The sequence below is a fragment of the Embleya sp. NPDC050154 genome (assembly GCF_044460165.1).
Taxonomy (GTDB): Bacteria; Actinomycetota; Actinomycetes; order Streptomycetales; family Streptomycetaceae; genus Embleya.
This window is the reverse complement of sequence record NZ_JBITJP010000011.1, coordinates 281,965-297,637: the sequence shown is the minus strand read 5'-3', so window position 1 is coordinate 297,637 and position 15,673 is coordinate 281,965. Positions and strand designations below refer to the sequence as shown.

Here is a 15,673-nt window from a genome sequence, read left to right as displayed (position 1 = left end):
GGGGGCGATCGTGGCGTGCGTCGGGATCGTGGGTGATCCCGGTGGGTGTGCGCCCGGGTCAGTCCTTGATCTCGCAGAGCACCGCGCCGGACGTGACCGTCGCGCCGACCTCGGCGACCAGGCCCTTGACCGTGCCGGACCGGTGGGCGTTGAGCGGCTGCTCCATCTTCATCGCCTCGAGGACCACGATCAGCTCGCCCTCGGCGACCTGCTGACCTTCCTCGACCGCGACCTTGACGATGGTGCCCTGCATCGGGCTGGCCAGCGAGTCGCCGCTCGCCGCGGCGCCGGCCTTCTTGCCGCCGCCGCGCTTGGGCGCCTTCTTCCCGGCGGCCGGGGCCGCCGCGCCGGACGCGCCGAGGCCCGCCGGAAGGGTGACCTCGAACCGCCGACCGTTGACCTCGACCACGACGGTCTCGCGCTCGTCGGCCTCTTCGGCCCCGTCCGCGCCGCCGCCGAACGGGGCGATCGTGTTCTCGAACTCGGTCTCGATCCACCGGGTGTGCACCGTGAACGCGTCGGTCGAACCGTCGAGCTCGGGCGCGAACGCCGGGTCCACCACCACCTCGCGGTGGAAGGTGAGCGCGGTCGCCATGCCGTCCACGACGAACTCGTCCAGCGCGCGCTTGGCCCGCTGGAGCGCCTGCTCGCGGTCGCGGCCGGTGACGATCAGCTTCGCCAGCAGCGAGTCCCACGCCGGGCCGATCACCGAGCCCTGCTCGACGCCCGAGTCCAGGCGCACGCCCGGGCCGGACGGCGGCAGCCACGTGGTGACCTCGCCGGGGGCGGGCAGGAAGCCACGCCCCGGGTCCTCGCCGTTGATCCGGAACTCGAACGCGTGCCCGCGCAGCGGCGGGTCGTCGTAGCCGAGCACCTCGCCGTCGGCGATCCGGAACATCTCGCGCACCAGGTCGATGCCGGTGACCTCTTCGGTGACCGGGTGCTCGACCTGGAGGCGGGTGTTGACCTCCAGGAAGGAGATGGTGCCGTCCTGGCCGACCAGGAACTCGCAGGTCCCGGCGCCGACGTAGCCGGCCTCCTTGAGGATGGCCTTGGACGCGCGGTACAGCTCGGCGTTCTGCTCGTCGGACAGGAACGGCGCGGGCGCCTCCTCGACGAGCTTCTGGTGCCGACGCTGGAGCGAACAGTCGCGGGTGGACACGACCACCACGTTGCCGTGGGTGTCGGCCAGGCACTGGGTCTCCACGTGCCGCGGCTTGTCCAGGTAGCGCTCGACGAAGCACTCGCCGCGGCCGAACGCGGCCACCGCCTCACGCACCGCCGAGTCGTACAGCTCGGGGACCTCTTCGAGGGTGCGAGCCACCTTGAGGCCGCGCCCGCCACCGCCGAAGGCGGCCTTGATGGCGATCGGCAGGCCGTTGGCCCTGGCGAACTCCACCACTTCCTCGGCACCCGAGACCGGGTCCGGGGTGCCGGCGACCAGGGGCGCGCCGGCCCGCTGGGCGATGTGTCGGGCGGCCACCTTGTCACCGAGGTCGCGGATCGCCTGCGGCGGCGGTCCGATCCAGGTGAGGCCGGCGTCCAGCACGGCCTGGGCGAATTCCGCGTTCTCCGACAGGAACCCGTATCCGGGGTGGATGGCGTCCGCGCCCGAGTCCTGGGCGGCCCGCAAAACCTTGGCCACGTCCAGGTAACTCTCGGCCGGAGTGTTCCCGCCGAGCGCGTGGGCCTCGTCGGCCACCCGCACGTGCAGAGCATCCCGGTCCGGCTCGGCGTAGACGGCCACACTGGCGATACCGGCATCCCGGCATGCTCGGGCGACGCGGACCGCGATTTCCCCACGGTTGGCGATGAGTACCTTGCGCACGATCTGGCTCCCTCCTCAACTGCGGAGAGTCTAGGGATTCGGAGGCGGGCACCCTCGGCCGCCCCACCTCGTCATGGGTACGGCTACCCGCCACGTTCATGGCCATCGGTGGAGCTGCCGGCCACGTTGCCGGTGGGGTCAACGTACTCCGGACGAGGTCGGCGCCGACGCTCGGGTACGGCTGTAACGTGTTTCAGTTTATCGTCGGGTCCGGTCAGCCGCCCAGGCAATCGCCGCCGGACGCGTGTCCGAGCAGTCCGCTCTCGGGTACGTTCGCCCCGGCCATCTTCCCGCAGTGCTTGCAGGCCTTGGCCCACGGATTGCCGGTCGGTCCGTCGGGCCCGTACTGATACACCCACTCGTGGTCGTCGTGACCCTCGGCACACATGTCCCACGCGTTGCCCGGTTCCCGCACGTCTCGCGTCATTCGCCCTCTCCTCGCGTCTGTCGTGCGCAGGCTACGAGCGCACACGGGCAATGGAGGCCGAAACACGCGAATCGCCTGGCGCCGGGCCGGGGGTGGGGTGTGTGGGTGGGGGCGGGGCGGTTGCTCGACCGGGGGTATTCGGGCCGTGGTGTTTCCCCCGGGCGGGGCCGGCTGCCACGATGTGAGCGTCTACGGCATCCCATGCCTGGGCAGGAGGTACTGGTGGCAGAGGTGTTCTTGCGCCGGCTGACCCGTTGGCAGGCCGACCAACAGCGGGAATCCGTCGCGGATACGTACGTCAAGAGCTACGGCGAGGATCCGCCGGGCCGCCCCGATTTCCTGCGGCGCTATGCCGAGCACATCCAACAGCCGGGGTTCGAGATGGTGGTCGCGAACGGCGCCGGCGCGGCCGGTTGCACCTACGGCTTCCCGCCTCGACGGGCAAGTGGCTGGTGGACCGGCTTCCACGGCGATCTGCCCGAGGACGTGGCCGAACTGGCCTCGGCCGGAAAGGTGTTCGTGATCGTCGACCTGATGGTCGTGCCGCAGCACCGGCGGCAGGGGCTGGCCGGCCGGATGCGGGAGAGGCTGCTCGCGGGCACCGACGCGAAGTTCGCCGCGGTCCGGGTGCACCGGGACAACCACGCGGCGCTCGCCGCGTTCCGCTCCTGGGACTGGGCCCGACTGGGCGAGTGGCAACCCGACCCGGCGACCGAGCCCGCCGAGGTGTGGGGATACCGGATCCGCGCCTGAACCCGGGGCCCGGGACGCGCGCCGCCGCGGTCGCTCGCCGTGCGACGGTCCGCGCCGCCCGGGGTCAGTCGCCGTGCAACTCGCGCAGGATCTGCCCGGTGCGCTTGTCCGCGGGATAGAACGACTCGATCGAGATCTCGGCCACGGTGATGTCGACCGCGGTGCCGAACGTGGCCACGGTGCTGACGAAGGACAACACCTCCCCGCCGAACCGGATGCCCAGCGGGATCGCCGGCGCGCCGGGGCCGGCCGCGTTCGGCGGCTCGCCGCCCGGGTAGCCGCTCACCTCGTCGTACAGCGCCTGCACCAGCGGGTCCGCGGTGATCGCTGCCTGCCGACGCAGCCGGTGCAGCAGGTGCGCGCGCCACTGCGCGAGGTTGACGATCCGCGGCGCCATGCCCTCCGGGTGCAGGCTCACCCGGTAGGCGTTCAGCGGGTCGGTGAGCAACTCGGGGGCGACGCCCTCGGTGAACAGCGCGATGCTCGGCGTCGCGTCGACGATGTTCCACGCCCGGTCCACGATCACCGCCGGGAACGGACCGTGCCCGACCAGGATCTGGCGCATCGCGGCCATCACCGCGTCCAGTTCCGGCGCGTCCAGGCGGCTCTCGTTGTACACCGGCGCGTGGCCCGCCGCCTGCAACATGCGATTGCGTTCGCGCAGCGGGACCTCCAGGTATTCGGCCAGCCGCAGCACCATGTCCCGGCTGGGCACCGCGCGGCCGGTCTCGATGAAGCTCAGGTGCCGGGTGGACACCTCGACCTCCACGGACAACTCCAATTGGCTCAACCGCCGGTGCTGCCGCCAGTGGCGGATCAGCTCGCCGCTCGACCGCCGGCCGGCGGCGCGGCCGGCGGGCCGCTCGGTGGCGATGCCTGCGCTTCCCGAACTCATGGCACCAGACCGTACGCGGTGTTCCACGATCTCGGCACGGTGCGTCCGGAACGGTCCGCCGGCTCCTCTGCGTACGGTCATCGCACGGACTTGCGTGCCTTGCGCAGGGCGAACATCTGGACGTCGGCGAAGCCGAGCACCGCGATCGCCTGGAGCACGATCAACGTGGTACCCAGGCCGGTCGGGTCCATCCAGCCCGCGACGGCCGTCAGCACGCTGTCCGCGAACCACAGCAGGTTGAGTCCGATCACCACGCGCACCGCGGTGCGATGCGGCGTGGCGCGCGCGGCCACCCGCCAGACGCCGAGCGCGTAGAGCACCAGAAAGGCGCCGAGCCCGGCCAGGAAGGCGGTGGACAGGCCGAGCGCGCCGTCGAACGCGGCGCAGCCGACCAGCGCGGCCAGGCCCACCGCGCCGGTGGCGATCGCGTCGAGCCGAAGCGCGATCCGCAACAGGCCGGTGTCGCCGCGGACGGAGCCGTCCGCACCGGAACCGGCGGCCGCGAGTGTGGAGTGCAGGGACTGGGCGCTCATGGGATCCTCCAGGGTCGATTGCCGACATCGACGACTGTGCTGGAGCCCGGGTGGGGCGGTCGATTCCCTCCGAGGTAATGTCCGGCGATCGACGGGCCCGCGCGGGGGCCGGCGCACGGACGTTCCGAGGGATGGTCGAGGGACTTCCGGCGAATCCGAAACAGGCGGGTCCGCGTCTCCCGCTTCGGGAGCGGACGAGCGTCGTCCTTCCCTAAGCTGCGTGTAAAACGACCCGGGGGAGACGGCCATGGCCGGCGGAGTGGTACGCAAGGCCTACGAGGCCGGCGCCGGATTCGCGGAGGGCCGCGCGCGGCGCCCCGAACCGGTGGGCCGGCTGTCCCTGGAGTGGGTGCCCGGTGTGCTGCTGGTCGTGCTCGGCACGGCCGCCGCCCTGGTACTGCTCCGGGCGGGCATCGACCCGTCCGCACCGGCCCCGGCCGTCGCGGACCCGGACACGTACGGGTCGGCGCCGGCGCCGGTGAGCCCGGGCGCCGGCGACTGGTCGGTGTGGGACCTGATCGCGGTGTTGTTGCCGTGGGCGGTGCCGTTGGTGATCGGCGGGGTCGGGCTCACCGACAGCGTGTTCACCCACCGCCGCGGCGCGGTCGGCGGCGTGCTGGTGATCGGCCTGGCCGGCGCCGCGCTGACCACCGCGCTCGACCCGATCGCCGCGCACTACGACGGCTCGGGCGACGCGCGCTGGCTCGGCTTCGTGTACCTGCTGCGGTTCGGCTTCGCCGTCCAGGTGCTGGTCGGCGTGGTGTTGTGGATCCACCTGGCGGTACCCCGGCACCAGGCGCCGTTGAACGCCGCGTTCGCGGCGACGCTCGCGGCGGGTGTGCCGCTGCTGTTCGTGCTCGGCGGGCGGGACGTGCTCGACCCGATGTGGGAGTCCGGTGCCGGTCTACAGACCTGGCTGCCGCTCGCCGCGTTCGGCTACCTGCTGATCCTGCTGCCCACCGGTCGGGTCCTGGTGCCGCCGGGGCGCGGCTGGCAGGAGTCCCAAGTGGGCGCCTTCGGCGGGGTGTTCCTGCTCGGCCTGGCCGGCGTCGGGGTGTCCGCCGCGACCATCGTGATGGGCGACGACAAGCCCCGGGTGCTCGGTCTGTGGCCGATCGTGGCGCTGGCCGGCTGCCTGGTCGCCGCGCTGCTGACCTACCGGGTGGACGGGATCCGCTCGGTGGCGGGCGCGCTGCTGGCGATGGCGGTCGGGCTGGCCGCGTTCCCGGCCGCGCTGTTCGCCTGGGACCGCACCGAGGGCAATCCGGGCCTGGGCCTGGACGGACCGGGCGAATACGTGCCGTGGCTGCTCGGGCTCACCGTCGCGGGCATCGTGGGTGCGGTCGCGGCCCGCATGCTGGGGTCGTACGCGATCGGCCTGGCCGCACTCGCCCTGGTCCTGGCCGAGTTCATCGGTCCGGCGGCCGGCTCCGGGCATCAGCTCGCGGTGCGCTGCGCGGGCGCGGCTGCGATCGGCGTGGTGGTCGGCGGGCTGCGTCCGGAGGCCGCGATCGCGGGATTCGGGCTGGGCGCGGCGTGCGGACCGGTGTGGCCGGAGCTACAGGCCGCGTCGGCGGACTACGCGTGGGTGGAGTGGCTGACCAGGAAGCCCGGCGGCGTACCGCTGCCGCTGCTCGTGCTCGCGGCGATCGCGCTGCCGCTGGCGGTCCTGGCCGGGATGCGCGGCACGCCCACGCCGCCCCCGCGAACCGGTCCCGGGCGCGGGCCCGGATCCGGCCCGGTCGGCGCCCCGGTGCCCGGTGGCGGTCCGTGGGCCCCGAACGCCTACGCCGAACCCGCCCCGCAGCCCTATCTGCCGCAGCAGCCCGACGCCGGCTCGTACCAACCGCAACCGCCGTCGTCCGGGCTGCCCAACCTGGGCCCCGGCCCGGTCCGCCGGGACCTGAACCGGCCGGACGGTTCCGCCTCCTGAGGATCGTCGGCGCCCGGGGCGGAAGCGCCCCGGGCCGCGTCGCCCGATCAGGTCCACAGGTCGACGATCCGCACGCCCACGCCGTCCAGGAGCCGGCGCAGCAGCGGCAGCGACAGGCCGATCACATTGCCCGGGTCGCCGTCGATGCCGTCCACGAACGGCGACGCGTACCCGTCCAGGGTGAACGCGCCCGCCACGTGCAGCGGTTCGCCGGTGGCGATGTACGCGGCGACCTCGTCGTCGGACGGCGTGCCGAACCGCACCGTGGTGGCCCCCACGTCGGACACCCGCAGGCCGCTGCGGCGGTCGATCACGCAGTGCCCGGTCAACAGCACCCCGGAGCGCCCGCGCATGGCCTGCCAGCGGGCCAGCGCGTCGGCGGCGTCGACCGGCTTGCCCAGCGCACGACCGTCCAACTCCAGCACCGAGTCGCAGCCCAGGACCAGTTCGTCGGCGCCCAGGTCGGCGGCGACCGCGTCGGCCTTGGCCTCGGCGAGCAGCAGCGCGAGTTCGCGCGGGGAGGCGGCGGTGAGCGCGTCCTCGTCGACGCCGCTGACCACGACCTTCGGATCGAGCCCGGCGTCGCGCAGCAGCTTCAGGCGCGCGGGGGAGGCCGAGGCGAGCACGAGGGAACGGGAGGGGGTGCGGTCGGTCATGCCGCCAACGTACCGGGCGCCGGATCGCGGGCCGGTCACAGTCCGAGCAGGAGCAGGCCGAGGATCACCACCACGGGCAGGATCCACACGGCGCGCCGAAGCTGGGCCACGGCGCGCCGGGTTTCCTCGGAGAACTCGTCACGCTCACGCATGCGTCCATCGTGGGCCGCGCACCACGGTGCGTTCTTGAGTACGGGTACTCAAGTCGGGTCGTGCGATAGACCGACAACGCATATGCCGATGGACCGAATGGCCGATCGTCGCAGAAACGGGCTCGGTCAGGACGGCCAGGCGCTCGCGCGCCAGGCCCCCGGCCCGGGACGCAGTTGCCGGCGCACCAGCCGGGCCGGCGCGTTCCACTGCGAGGGCGCCGCCGGCTCCGGCGCGACACCGCCGCCGCGCGCCTTGGCCGCCACCACGGTGACGATCACGGCCAACTCCTCCGGGGTGGGTTCACCCCGCACCACCTTGATCATGGGGACCTCCAGGCCCTGACCGGGTCGGCCCGCCGCGCACGGCGCCGCGGGACCGACTCGGTGTGGTCCGACTACAGCGGGATGTTGCCGTGCTTCTTCGGCGGCAGCGTCTCGCGCTTGCCGCGCAGCGCGCGCAGCGCCTTGACCACGTGCGCCCGAGTCGAGGACGGACGGATCACCGCGTCGACGTAGCCGCGTTCGGCGGCCACGTACGGGTTGCACAGCGTGTCCTCGTACTCCTGGATCAGCCGCGCGCGGGTCGCCTCGGGGTCGTCGGCGGCGGCGATGGTGCGCCGGTGCAGGATGTTCGCCGCGCCCTGCGCGCCCATCACCGCGATCTGCGCGGTCGGCCAGGCCAGGTTGACGTCGGCGCCCAGGTGCTTGGAGCCCATCACGTCGTACGCGCCGCCGTACGCCTTGCGGGTGATGATCGTCACCAGCGGCACGGTGGCCTCGGCGTACGCGTAGATCAGCTTCGCGCCGCGCCGGATGATGCCGTTCCACTCCTGGTCGGTGCCCGGCAGGAAGCCCGGCACGTCCACGAAGGTCAGCACCGGGATGTTGAACGCGTCGCAGGTGCGCACGAAGCGCGCGGCCTTCTCGGACGCGTCGATGTCCAGCGTGCCCGCGAACTGCATCGGCTGGTTGGCCACGATGCCCACGGACCGACCCTCGACCCGGCCGAAGCCGACCACGATGTTCGGCGCGAACAGCGGTTGGACCTCCAGGAAGTCCGCGTCGTCCAGGACGTGCTCGATCACCGTGTGGATGTCGTACGGCTGGTTCGCCGAGTCCGGGATGAGCGTGTCCAACTCGCGGTCGTGGTCGGTGGTCTCCAGGTCGGCGGCCTCGTCGAAGGACGGGGCCTCCTCCAGGTTGTTGCTCGGCAGGTAGGACAGCAGGCCCTTGACGTACTCCAGGGCGTCCTTCTCGTCCGCGCCCATGTAGTGCGCGTTGCCGGACTTGCTGTTGTGCGTGCGCGCGCCGCCGAGGTCCTCCATCGTGACGTCCTCGCCGGTGACCGTCTTGATCACGTCGGGACCGGTGATGAACATCTGCGAGGTCTGGTCGACCATCACGACGAAGTCGGTGAGCGCGGGCGAGTACACGTGGCCGCCGGCCGCCGCGCCCATGATCAGCGAGATCTGCGGGATCACCCCGGAGGCGATCACGTTGCGACGGAAGATCTCGCCGTACAGGCCGAGCGAGACGACGCCCTCCTGGATGCGCGCGCCGCCGCCCTCGTTGATGCCCACCAGCGGGACGCCGGTCTTGATCGCGAGGTCCTGGATCTTGACGATCTTCTCGCCGTACACCTCGCCCAGGCTGCCCCCGAACACGGTGACGTCCTGGGAGAACACGCACACCTGGCGACCGTCGACCGTGCCGGAACCGGTCACGACGCCGTCGCCGTAGGGGCGGTTGGCCTCCAGGCCGAAGTTGGTCGAGCGATGCCGCGCGAACTCGTCGAGTTCGACGAACGAGCCCTCGTCGAGCAGGTACTCGATCCGCTCGCGCGCGGTCATCTTGCCCTTGGCGTGCTGCTTCTCGACCGCTCGGGCGCTTCCGGCGTGAACCGCCTCGTCGATGCGACGCTCGAGGTCGGCCAGCTTCCCGGCGGTGGTGTGGATGTCGGGATCGCCCTGTACTGGGTCCATCGTGCTGGCTCCTGTCAAGTCGAACGGCGGCGATCGGTAGCGTAGCCGCGCCACGCCGGCGAGCATCACCGCCCTGCCCCGCGGTGCCTTCTAGGGTGATCGGATGGACTCTCCTTTCACGGATCTGGACCGCCCGCCCCTGAATGAGGCGGCGCTGCGCCGGGCCCTGCTGGTACCGGGTGGATTGTGGCGCGAGGTGGACGTGCTGCCCGAGACCGGATCGACCAACGTCGACCTGGCCCGCAGGGCGGACGAGGCGGAGGGGCTGATCCTGGTCGCCGAGTCGCAGGTGGCCGGGAAGGGCCGGCTGGACCGGCGCTGGAGCGCGCCGCCGCGCTCGGGCATCGCGGTGTCGGTGACGCTGGCGCCGAACGAGGTGCCGGTCGCGCGCTGGGGCTGGCTGCCGCTGCTGGCCGGGGTGGCCGCGGCCGCGGCGGTGTCCCGGGTGGCCGGTGTGCAGGCACGACTGAAGTGGCCCAACGACCTGCTGGTGGGCGAACGCAAGCTGGCCGGGATCCTGGCCGAGCGGGCCGGCGCGGGCGTGGTGCTGGGCATCGGCCTGAACGTCTCGCTGCGCGAGGAGGAACTTCCGGTACCGACCGCGACCTCGCTGCTGCTGGCCGGCGCCGAGAGCATCGACCGGGATCCGATCCTGCGCGCGATCCTGCGCGAGCTGGAGGACTGGTACACCCGCTGGCGGCTGGCCGGCGGCGACGCGCGTACGAGCGACCTGCTCGCCGCCTACACCGGCGCGTGCGCCACGATCGGGCGCCGGGTCCGGGTCGAACTCCCGGCGGACCGCACCCTGGAGGGGCCGGCCACCGGCATCGACGACGACGGTCGGCTCCTGGTCACCACCACCGACGGCCCCACCGCGGTCGGCGCCGGCGACGTGGTCCACGTCCGCCCCACCACCGACTGACACCCGCCCCCACCGGCCCGGGACGAACACGCGACGTGCGGCCCGCGGTAGCGAGGCCGTCTTCGGCTCGGCCCGTGCCCGAAGTCCACAGCTTCGCCACCGTCGACCGCGCATCGCGCGCGTTCGCTTTTCCCGCCACCCGCGCCGCGAGGCCGTCCCGGCTTGACCCCTCGCCCGAGTTCCGCAGCCTCCGCACCTTGCGCAACGGGTGGGCGGGTGGGCGCAAAAACCGTGCCTTCGGCACGCCTCCGGGCCTCCCGCCCAAGGGACCCGCACAATCGTGGGTGACCCATCAGGAGGCCCGGTGTTCCCCATCACAGCCGAGGTCGACGACGACACGCTCTTCGTCGTGCGTCCGCACTGGATGCACCTCGTCCGCCCCGCCCTCGCCCTGTTCGCCACCGTCGCGGTCACCGGCTTCCTCGCCGCGCTGACCCCGCCGGACGCCGCCGCCGGCTGGCTCCAACCCGCCGTGCTCCTGGCCGGCCTCGCGGTGCTGATCCGCTGGAGCGTCGTCCCGTGGCTGGCCTGGCTGGGCACGCTGTACTCGGTCGCCGCCGACCGGCTGACCGTGCGTACCGGCACGGTGACCCGGGAGATCCGGGTGATTCCGTTCGCGCGGGTGGAGGACGTACTGGTCGAGCACGAGTCGTTCGCGGACCGCGTGCTCGGCGCGGGCACCGTCGTGCTGGTGCCGGTCGGCGACCGGGACCAGCTCGAACTGCCCGGTCTGCCGCGCGTGGTGCGGCTGCAGAGCGAGCTGCTCGTGCTCGTGCGGCGGGCCACCGCCGAGCGCGGGAAGCAGCCGGCTCCGCCCGACCCCGAACCTTTGTGACCCCCGACACGTAGTGTGGCTCCGACGAGACCATCCTTCGCACACCGGTGGAGCCACATGCCCGAGGAACGGACCCGCGTGGAGCCCGGCGCGGGCGCCGGGGCCGACGCGGCCGATCAGCACGCCCTGCCCGACCTGTCCGACATCGAGGCGGTCAACAACACCATCGCCGACGTCGAGCAGGTCGTCCTGGGCGCACCCCGGCGATACACCTCGGGCCAGGTCGCCGACCTGGTCGGAGTGCCCCTCGACGAGGCCCGCAGGTTGTGGCGGGGCCTGGGCTTCGCCGACTTCGGGCCCGCCCGCGCGTTCACCGACGCCGACGTCGCGGCGCTCAAGCACCTGCGCGAGCTGACCGAGTCCGGGCTGCTGCCGGCCACGGTCGCGGCGCAGTTCGTGCGCTCGGTCGGCCAGACCATGGCCCGGTTCGCCGAATGGCAGACCGAGGCGTGGGTGGAGTACATCGGCAACGAGCTCACCGGCAGCCGCTCCGAGCAGGTGGTCACCACCGCGGGCGACGTGATGCTCGAACTCGAACCGCTGGTCATCTACGCCTGGCGGCGACACCTGGCCGCGGCCAGCTCGCGGGCGATGCAGGGCCTGACCGATCCGCAGACGGTGGGCCAGTCGCTGGCCGTCGGCTTCGCCGACCTGGTCGGGTTCACCCGGCTGTCGCGCAATCTGGAGGAGGCCGAGCTCGGCCGCCTCGTGCAGACCTTCGAGGACACCGCCGTCGACGTGATCGCCGAGCAGGGCGGGCGGCTGGTCAAGACGCTGGGCGACGAGGTGCTGTTCGTGACCTTCTCGCCGGACTCGGCGGTCGAACTGGGCCTGCGACTGGTCGAGGCGATGGCACAGGAGGAGATCCTGCCCGCGCTGCGGGTGGGGATCGCGTACGGCCACGTGCTCTCCCGGATGGGCGACGTGTTCGGCACCACGGTCAACCTGGCCAGCCGGTTGACCGCGCTGAGTCCCAAGGACGCGGTGGTGGTCGACCGCGAACTGGCCGCGGCGCTGGAGGGCGACAACCGCTACGAACTGCACCCGATGTGGCGCCGCCCGGTGCGCGGCCTGGGCCTGGTCGAACCCTGGACGGTCTGCCGCCCGGGGAGCCCGCTGCCCGATCCGCTCGCCCCGGCGGTCGGGTGAGGCCGGGATCCGGTCCGGGACACCCGGCGCCCCGGTGTCCGCGACGCGGTCAGGCGAAGGCCGCCCGCAGGTCGCGCAGCGCCGGCCGCATCACCACGTGTTCGAGCTCGCGCAGCACCGCGAGTTGTTCGGCCGGTGTGCTCTCGAACCGGACCGACCACACCACCAGGCACATCGTGCCGCCGGCGATCGATTCGAGTGCGAGCCGGCCGAGCAGCGGCAGGCCGTCCAGCGCCCGGTAGGTATAGGTATGGCGTGCCGCGTCGTGCGAGACCAGCCGTTCGCGCACGGTCGAGCCGTCGGGTCTGCGGACACGTCGTTCGTTCCCGTCGTGCTCGTCCACCGGCCACGGGTACCACCCGGACGGGTCCTCGAAGTCTCCTACTGCCTCCCAGATCCGGATGGCCGGTACGTCGATCGCGGCGATGACGGAAAGCGTGGGCACGCGTCGCTCCTTCGGGCTGTGCCCGCGACCGTACTCTTTCGGTCGAGATCGTGGGACCCCTCCACGTTGTCTTCACAACCTCGTGCCCCGATGCGTCCCGTCGCGCTACGGAGCGGACACGGGGCGTTGCGGGCGCGAGGCACAGGAGTAATGTGCGCAGGACGCGAAGCCGGGGTATACAAGCGCTTCGCTCGCACCGGAGCGAGCCCCCGGGCTCACGCGCGGGCGCACGGCGGCCACGTCGGCGCCGGCCGGGGCCCACAACTTGGAACACACGCGAACAGCGACCCGTCGAGGTGGCGGCATGACGCGGGTGCACGTTGCCGTGAATCGGGCAATATATGACATATCCTCTGGTCTCGGTGCTGGTGGATTGGGGGTGAGAACCGTAGCTTCGCGACCCGATTCGAGCGCTTCCGGAACCGAGGGTTCGGGCGGCCTGCCCGACGATCTGCCGGGCATGCCCGGAGACACGTGCCCGGAACCCGTCGCCCTGGTCGAGGGACCGGACGCGGCCCGCAGGCTGCACGCGATCATCCATCTGGCCAAGACGCTCGCCACCACCCACCACTTCCCCGAGGTGGTCCGGGTGTCCGCGGCCCAGGCCCGGTCGGCGATGGGCGCCGCGCACGCCTCGATCTCGGTCTGGGAGCGGGACACCGGACGGCTGCGCGTGCTGGTCAACGACGGCGAACTCGCCGAGGGCGAGGAACCGCTGCCGGCCGCGGAGACGTACCCGGTCACCGACTTCCCGGACATCATCGAGTCCGAGTCCTGGCCCACCACGTGGTCGCGCTGCGTGGACGATCCCGAGCACGCGCGCGACCCCGAGCGGGTCGCGGCGATGCTGCGCCGGGGCCGGCACGACTGCATGGTCGCGCCGATCATGGTCGAGGGCCGGGTGTGGGGCGAGCTGTACCTGGCCCGGCGCTCCGACCAGCCGCGGTTCGAGCCGGTGGACGCCGAGTTCGCCGGGGTGCTCGCCGCACAGATCTCGGCCGGGCTGGCCCAGGCCGAGCACTTCGAGCGGATCGAGAAGCTGGCCTTCACCGACCCGCTGACCGGCCTGGCCAACCGGCGCGCGATCGACGCCCGGCTGGACGAGGCGATGGCCCGGCACTACCGCGAAGGCGTCGTGGTCAGCCTGATCGTCTGCGACGTCAACGGTCTCAAGCGGCTCAACGACGAGCGCGGCCACGACGTCGGCGACCGCCTCCTGGAGCGGTTCGCCGACCAGCTCTCCGCGTGCGGCGCGATGTTGCCGGGGGCGATGGCGGCCCGGCTCGGCGGCGACGAGTTCTGTGTGCTCGCCGAGGGCTATCCGCCGGACGACGTGGTCGCGGTCGCCGAGGAACTGTGTCGGCGCGCGCTGCGGATGCACGACGGCGAGGGTGTGGCCTGCGGCGTGGCCTCCACCGGCGATCCGGTGGGCCCGGTGACCAGCGCGGACCGCCTGTTCCGGCTCGCCGACGCGGCCCAGTACCGGGCCAAGGGCTCGCGCTCGACCCGGCCGGTGGTCGCCGGGCGCGGCCAACAGCCCGACCTGACCCTGTCCCTGGCGCGCGAGGCGCAGGACGACGCGCAGGCCGAGGGCCCCGGCCCGCACCGCGACCGCCGCCGCTTCCGCGGCGCGCTGCACAACGCCGAACCGGGCCGGTTGCTCGCGGCGGTACTCGCGGTCCTGGACGAGCGCGAGCCCAAGAGCGTGCACCGCGCGGACACGCTCGGCCGGCTGGAAATCGTCGCCGACACCTTCGCGCGGATGCTGGACGGGGTCGCGTGGTGGGTGTCCTACCTGCCACCGGGCGGCCGGGTGCTGCGCACCGTGCGCTACTCGATCCACCGTTTGACCGGCGCGCAGAGCCAGGCGGGGCAGCGCTACGACGCGGTCACCGCCGAATACGACCTGGCGCACTATCCGGCCACGGCGCACGCGGTGCAGGGCGGCAGCTTCGTCGCCGAACTCGGCGACCCGGGCACCGACCCGGCCGAGGAGGACCTGCTCCTGGTCGGCGGCTACAAGGCGATGGTCGCGGCCGGCGGCAGCAACGCGGCGGGCGGCTGGCTGGTCGAGGTCTACGCCGACGACCTGAGCCTGAGCGTCACCGGCCTGGCCCCGGTGCTGCGCGCGCTGGTGGCGGTCGCGCTGACCGGAGGCGCCTCGCTCCCGGAGTGACGGCGAGGACGGGCGCCCGGCTTCCGCGGCGACCGCACGCACCGGCCCTTCGCCGACACGGTGACCGCGACTCTCGCAAGGACCCGGGCGGCCGGGCTCGGACCGCCCCCGCGATCAGGCCGACGGCCGGGACGAGCGCACCGTGACCCGATCCTGGTGGCTGTACACGTTCGCCGAGCGCCCGCGCAGGAAGCCGACCAGGGTCACCCCCGCGTCCGCGGCCAGGTCCACCGCCAGCCCGGACGGGGCGGACACCGCGGCCATCACCGGCACCCCCGCCATCGCGGCCTTCTGGGTCAGCTCGAACGAGGCCCGCCCGCTGACCATCAACACGTGGCCGGCCAAGGGCAGCAGGCCCTCGCGCAGCGCCCAGCCGACCACCTTGTCCACCGCGTTGTGCCGACCCACGTCCTCGCGCACGCACACCATGTCGCCGGCCGCGGTGAACAGGCCCGCCGCGTGCAGGCCACCGGTGCTGGCGAACACCTTCTGCGCCGCCCGCAGCCGATCGGGCAGCGCGTACAGCACCTCCGCGTCCACTCGAACCGGGTCCGCGAGCACGTCGAAGCGCGACATCCGGCGCAGTCCGTCGATCCCGGTGCTGCCGCAGATCCCGCACGCGCTCGAGGTCCACACCCCGCGCATCAGGCCCGGATCCGGGGCGGGCACGTGCGGCGCGAGCACCGCGTCCACCACGTTGTAGGTGTTGTGGCCCTCCTCGTCGGTGCCCGCGCAATAGCGCATCGTGGTCAGGTCCCCGGCGGCGCCGATCACGCCCTCGGCCGCCAGGAACCCGGCGACCAGGTCGAAGTCGTCACCCGGTGTGCGCATGGTCACCGTGATCGTGCGCCCGCCGATCCGGATGTCCAGCGGCTCCTCGGCGACGAGCGTGTCGGTGCGGGTGACGGCCGGTGCGTCGCCGCCCAGTCGCAGGACCTTGTGGCGAGAGGTGACCCGACCCACGGCACTGCCTTTCCTCGGTTGTCT

Annotated in this window: 16 protein-coding genes; 6 read left to right on the top strand and 10 right to left on the bottom strand. The window is 72.8% G+C overall.

The genetic code is table 11. From position 1 onward, the window contains the following. Window positions 1-58: 58 nt before the first annotated feature. Together ACIBSV_RS24495 and ACIBSV_RS24490 are read right to left on the bottom strand one after the other, a co-directional pair. Window positions 59-1,828 (bottom strand): acetyl/propionyl/methylcrotonyl-CoA carboxylase subunit alpha, encoded by a 1,770-nt coding sequence (locus ACIBSV_RS24495; protein ID WP_395866407.1) that lies wholly within the window; start codon window positions 1,826-1,828, stop codon window positions 59-61. A 214-nt stretch (window positions 1,829-2,042) separates the two neighbouring features. Continuing rightward, window positions 2,043-2,255: a hypothetical protein gene (locus ACIBSV_RS24490; RefSeq protein WP_395866405.1), complete on the bottom strand. Its 213-nt coding sequence runs from the start codon at window positions 2,253-2,255 to the stop codon at window positions 2,043-2,045. 222 nt (window positions 2,256-2,477) lie between these two features. Between ACIBSV_RS24490 and ACIBSV_RS24485 the strand changes: the two genes are divergently transcribed. Next, window positions 2,478-3,008: a hypothetical protein gene (locus tag ACIBSV_RS24485; RefSeq protein WP_395866403.1), complete on the top strand. Its 531-nt coding sequence runs from the start codon at window positions 2,478-2,480 to the stop codon at window positions 3,006-3,008. A gap of 64 nt (window positions 3,009-3,072) precedes the next feature. Here ACIBSV_RS24485 and ACIBSV_RS24480 read toward each other — a convergent pair whose 3' ends face one another. Together ACIBSV_RS24480 and ACIBSV_RS24475 are read right to left on the bottom strand one after the other, a co-directional pair. Beyond that, complete coding sequence (locus tag ACIBSV_RS24480) at window positions 3,073-3,903, bottom strand: helix-turn-helix domain-containing protein (protein WP_395866401.1); 831 nt, start codon at window positions 3,901-3,903, stop codon at window positions 3,073-3,075. A gap of 77 nt (window positions 3,904-3,980) precedes the next feature. Beyond that, entirely contained in the window at window positions 3,981-4,436 is a 456-nt protein-coding gene (locus tag ACIBSV_RS24475) for a hypothetical protein (protein ID WP_395866399.1), read from the bottom strand. Window positions 4,437-4,683: 247 nt separating this feature from the next. On the opposite strand from ACIBSV_RS24475, the gene ACIBSV_RS24470 reads away from it, so the two are divergent. Next, window positions 4,684-6,369 (top strand): hypothetical protein, encoded by a 1,686-nt coding sequence (locus ACIBSV_RS24470; protein WP_395866397.1) that lies wholly within the window; start codon window positions 4,684-4,686, stop codon window positions 6,367-6,369. A gap of 47 nt (window positions 6,370-6,416) precedes the next feature. On the opposite strand, the gene ACIBSV_RS24465 is transcribed toward ACIBSV_RS24470, so the two are convergent. The 4 genes from ACIBSV_RS24465 to ACIBSV_RS24450 form a co-directional block, all read right to left on the bottom strand. Further along, the gene (locus ACIBSV_RS24465) at window positions 6,417-7,025 is read right to left on the bottom strand and encodes a Maf family protein (protein WP_395866395.1); all 609 of its coding nucleotides are present in this window, start codon (window positions 7,023-7,025) and stop codon (window positions 6,417-6,419) included. A 35-nt stretch (window positions 7,026-7,060) separates the two neighbouring features. Beyond that, window positions 7,061-7,177 (bottom strand): morphogenic membrane protein MmpB, encoded by a 117-nt coding sequence (gene mmpB / locus ACIBSV_RS24460; protein WP_395866393.1) that lies wholly within the window; start codon window positions 7,175-7,177, stop codon window positions 7,061-7,063. A gap of 126 nt (window positions 7,178-7,303) precedes the next feature. Further along, the gene (locus ACIBSV_RS24455; protein WP_395866391.1) at window positions 7,304-7,501 is read right to left on the bottom strand and encodes an acyl-CoA carboxylase subunit epsilon; all 198 of its coding nucleotides are present in this window, start codon (window positions 7,499-7,501) and stop codon (window positions 7,304-7,306) included. A 71-nt stretch (window positions 7,502-7,572) separates the two neighbouring features. Then, a complete protein-coding gene (locus tag ACIBSV_RS24450; RefSeq protein WP_395866389.1) occupies window positions 7,573-9,159 on the bottom strand; it encodes an acyl-CoA carboxylase subunit beta in 1,587 nt (528 codons plus the stop codon). Between the two features lie 103 nt (window positions 9,160-9,262). Here ACIBSV_RS24450 and ACIBSV_RS24445 point away from each other — a divergent pair, with 103 nt between their 5' ends. The 3 genes from ACIBSV_RS24445 (at window position 9,263) to ACIBSV_RS24435 (ending at window position 12,065) form a co-directional block, all read left to right on the top strand. Then, a complete protein-coding gene (locus tag ACIBSV_RS24445) occupies window positions 9,263-10,081 on the top strand; it encodes a biotin--[acetyl-CoA-carboxylase] ligase (RefSeq protein ID WP_395866387.1) in 819 nt (272 codons plus the stop codon). A gap of 304 nt (window positions 10,082-10,385) precedes the next feature. Beyond that, window positions 10,386-10,916 (top strand): PH domain-containing protein, encoded by a 531-nt coding sequence (locus ACIBSV_RS24440; RefSeq protein WP_395866385.1) that lies wholly within the window; start codon window positions 10,386-10,388, stop codon window positions 10,914-10,916. Between the two features lie 57 nt (window positions 10,917-10,973). Continuing rightward, on the top strand, window positions 10,974-12,065 hold the full coding sequence (locus ACIBSV_RS24435; RefSeq protein WP_395866383.1) for an adenylate/guanylate cyclase domain-containing protein: 1,092 nt from the start codon (window positions 10,974-10,976) through the stop codon (window positions 12,063-12,065). Window positions 12,066-12,114: 49 nt separating this feature from the next. On the opposite strand, the gene ACIBSV_RS24430 is transcribed toward ACIBSV_RS24435, so the two are convergent. Continuing rightward, on the bottom strand, window positions 12,115-12,510 hold the full coding sequence (locus tag ACIBSV_RS24430) for an SRPBCC family protein (protein ID WP_395866381.1): 396 nt from the start codon (window positions 12,508-12,510) through the stop codon (window positions 12,115-12,117). Between the two features lie 460 nt (window positions 12,511-12,970). On the opposite strand from ACIBSV_RS24430, the gene ACIBSV_RS24425 reads away from it, so the two are divergent. Further along, window positions 12,971-14,686, top strand: coding sequence for a diguanylate cyclase domain-containing protein (locus ACIBSV_RS24425; RefSeq protein WP_395866379.1), 1,716 nt, complete (start codon window positions 12,971-12,973; stop codon window positions 14,684-14,686). A gap of 114 nt (window positions 14,687-14,800) precedes the next feature. Here the strand turns inward: ACIBSV_RS24425 and fdhD are convergent, their stop codons facing one another. Beyond that, complete coding sequence (gene fdhD, locus ACIBSV_RS24420) at window positions 14,801-15,649, bottom strand: formate dehydrogenase accessory sulfurtransferase FdhD (protein WP_395866377.1); 849 nt, start codon at window positions 15,647-15,649, stop codon at window positions 14,801-14,803. Window positions 15,650-15,673 lie beyond the last annotated feature (24 nt).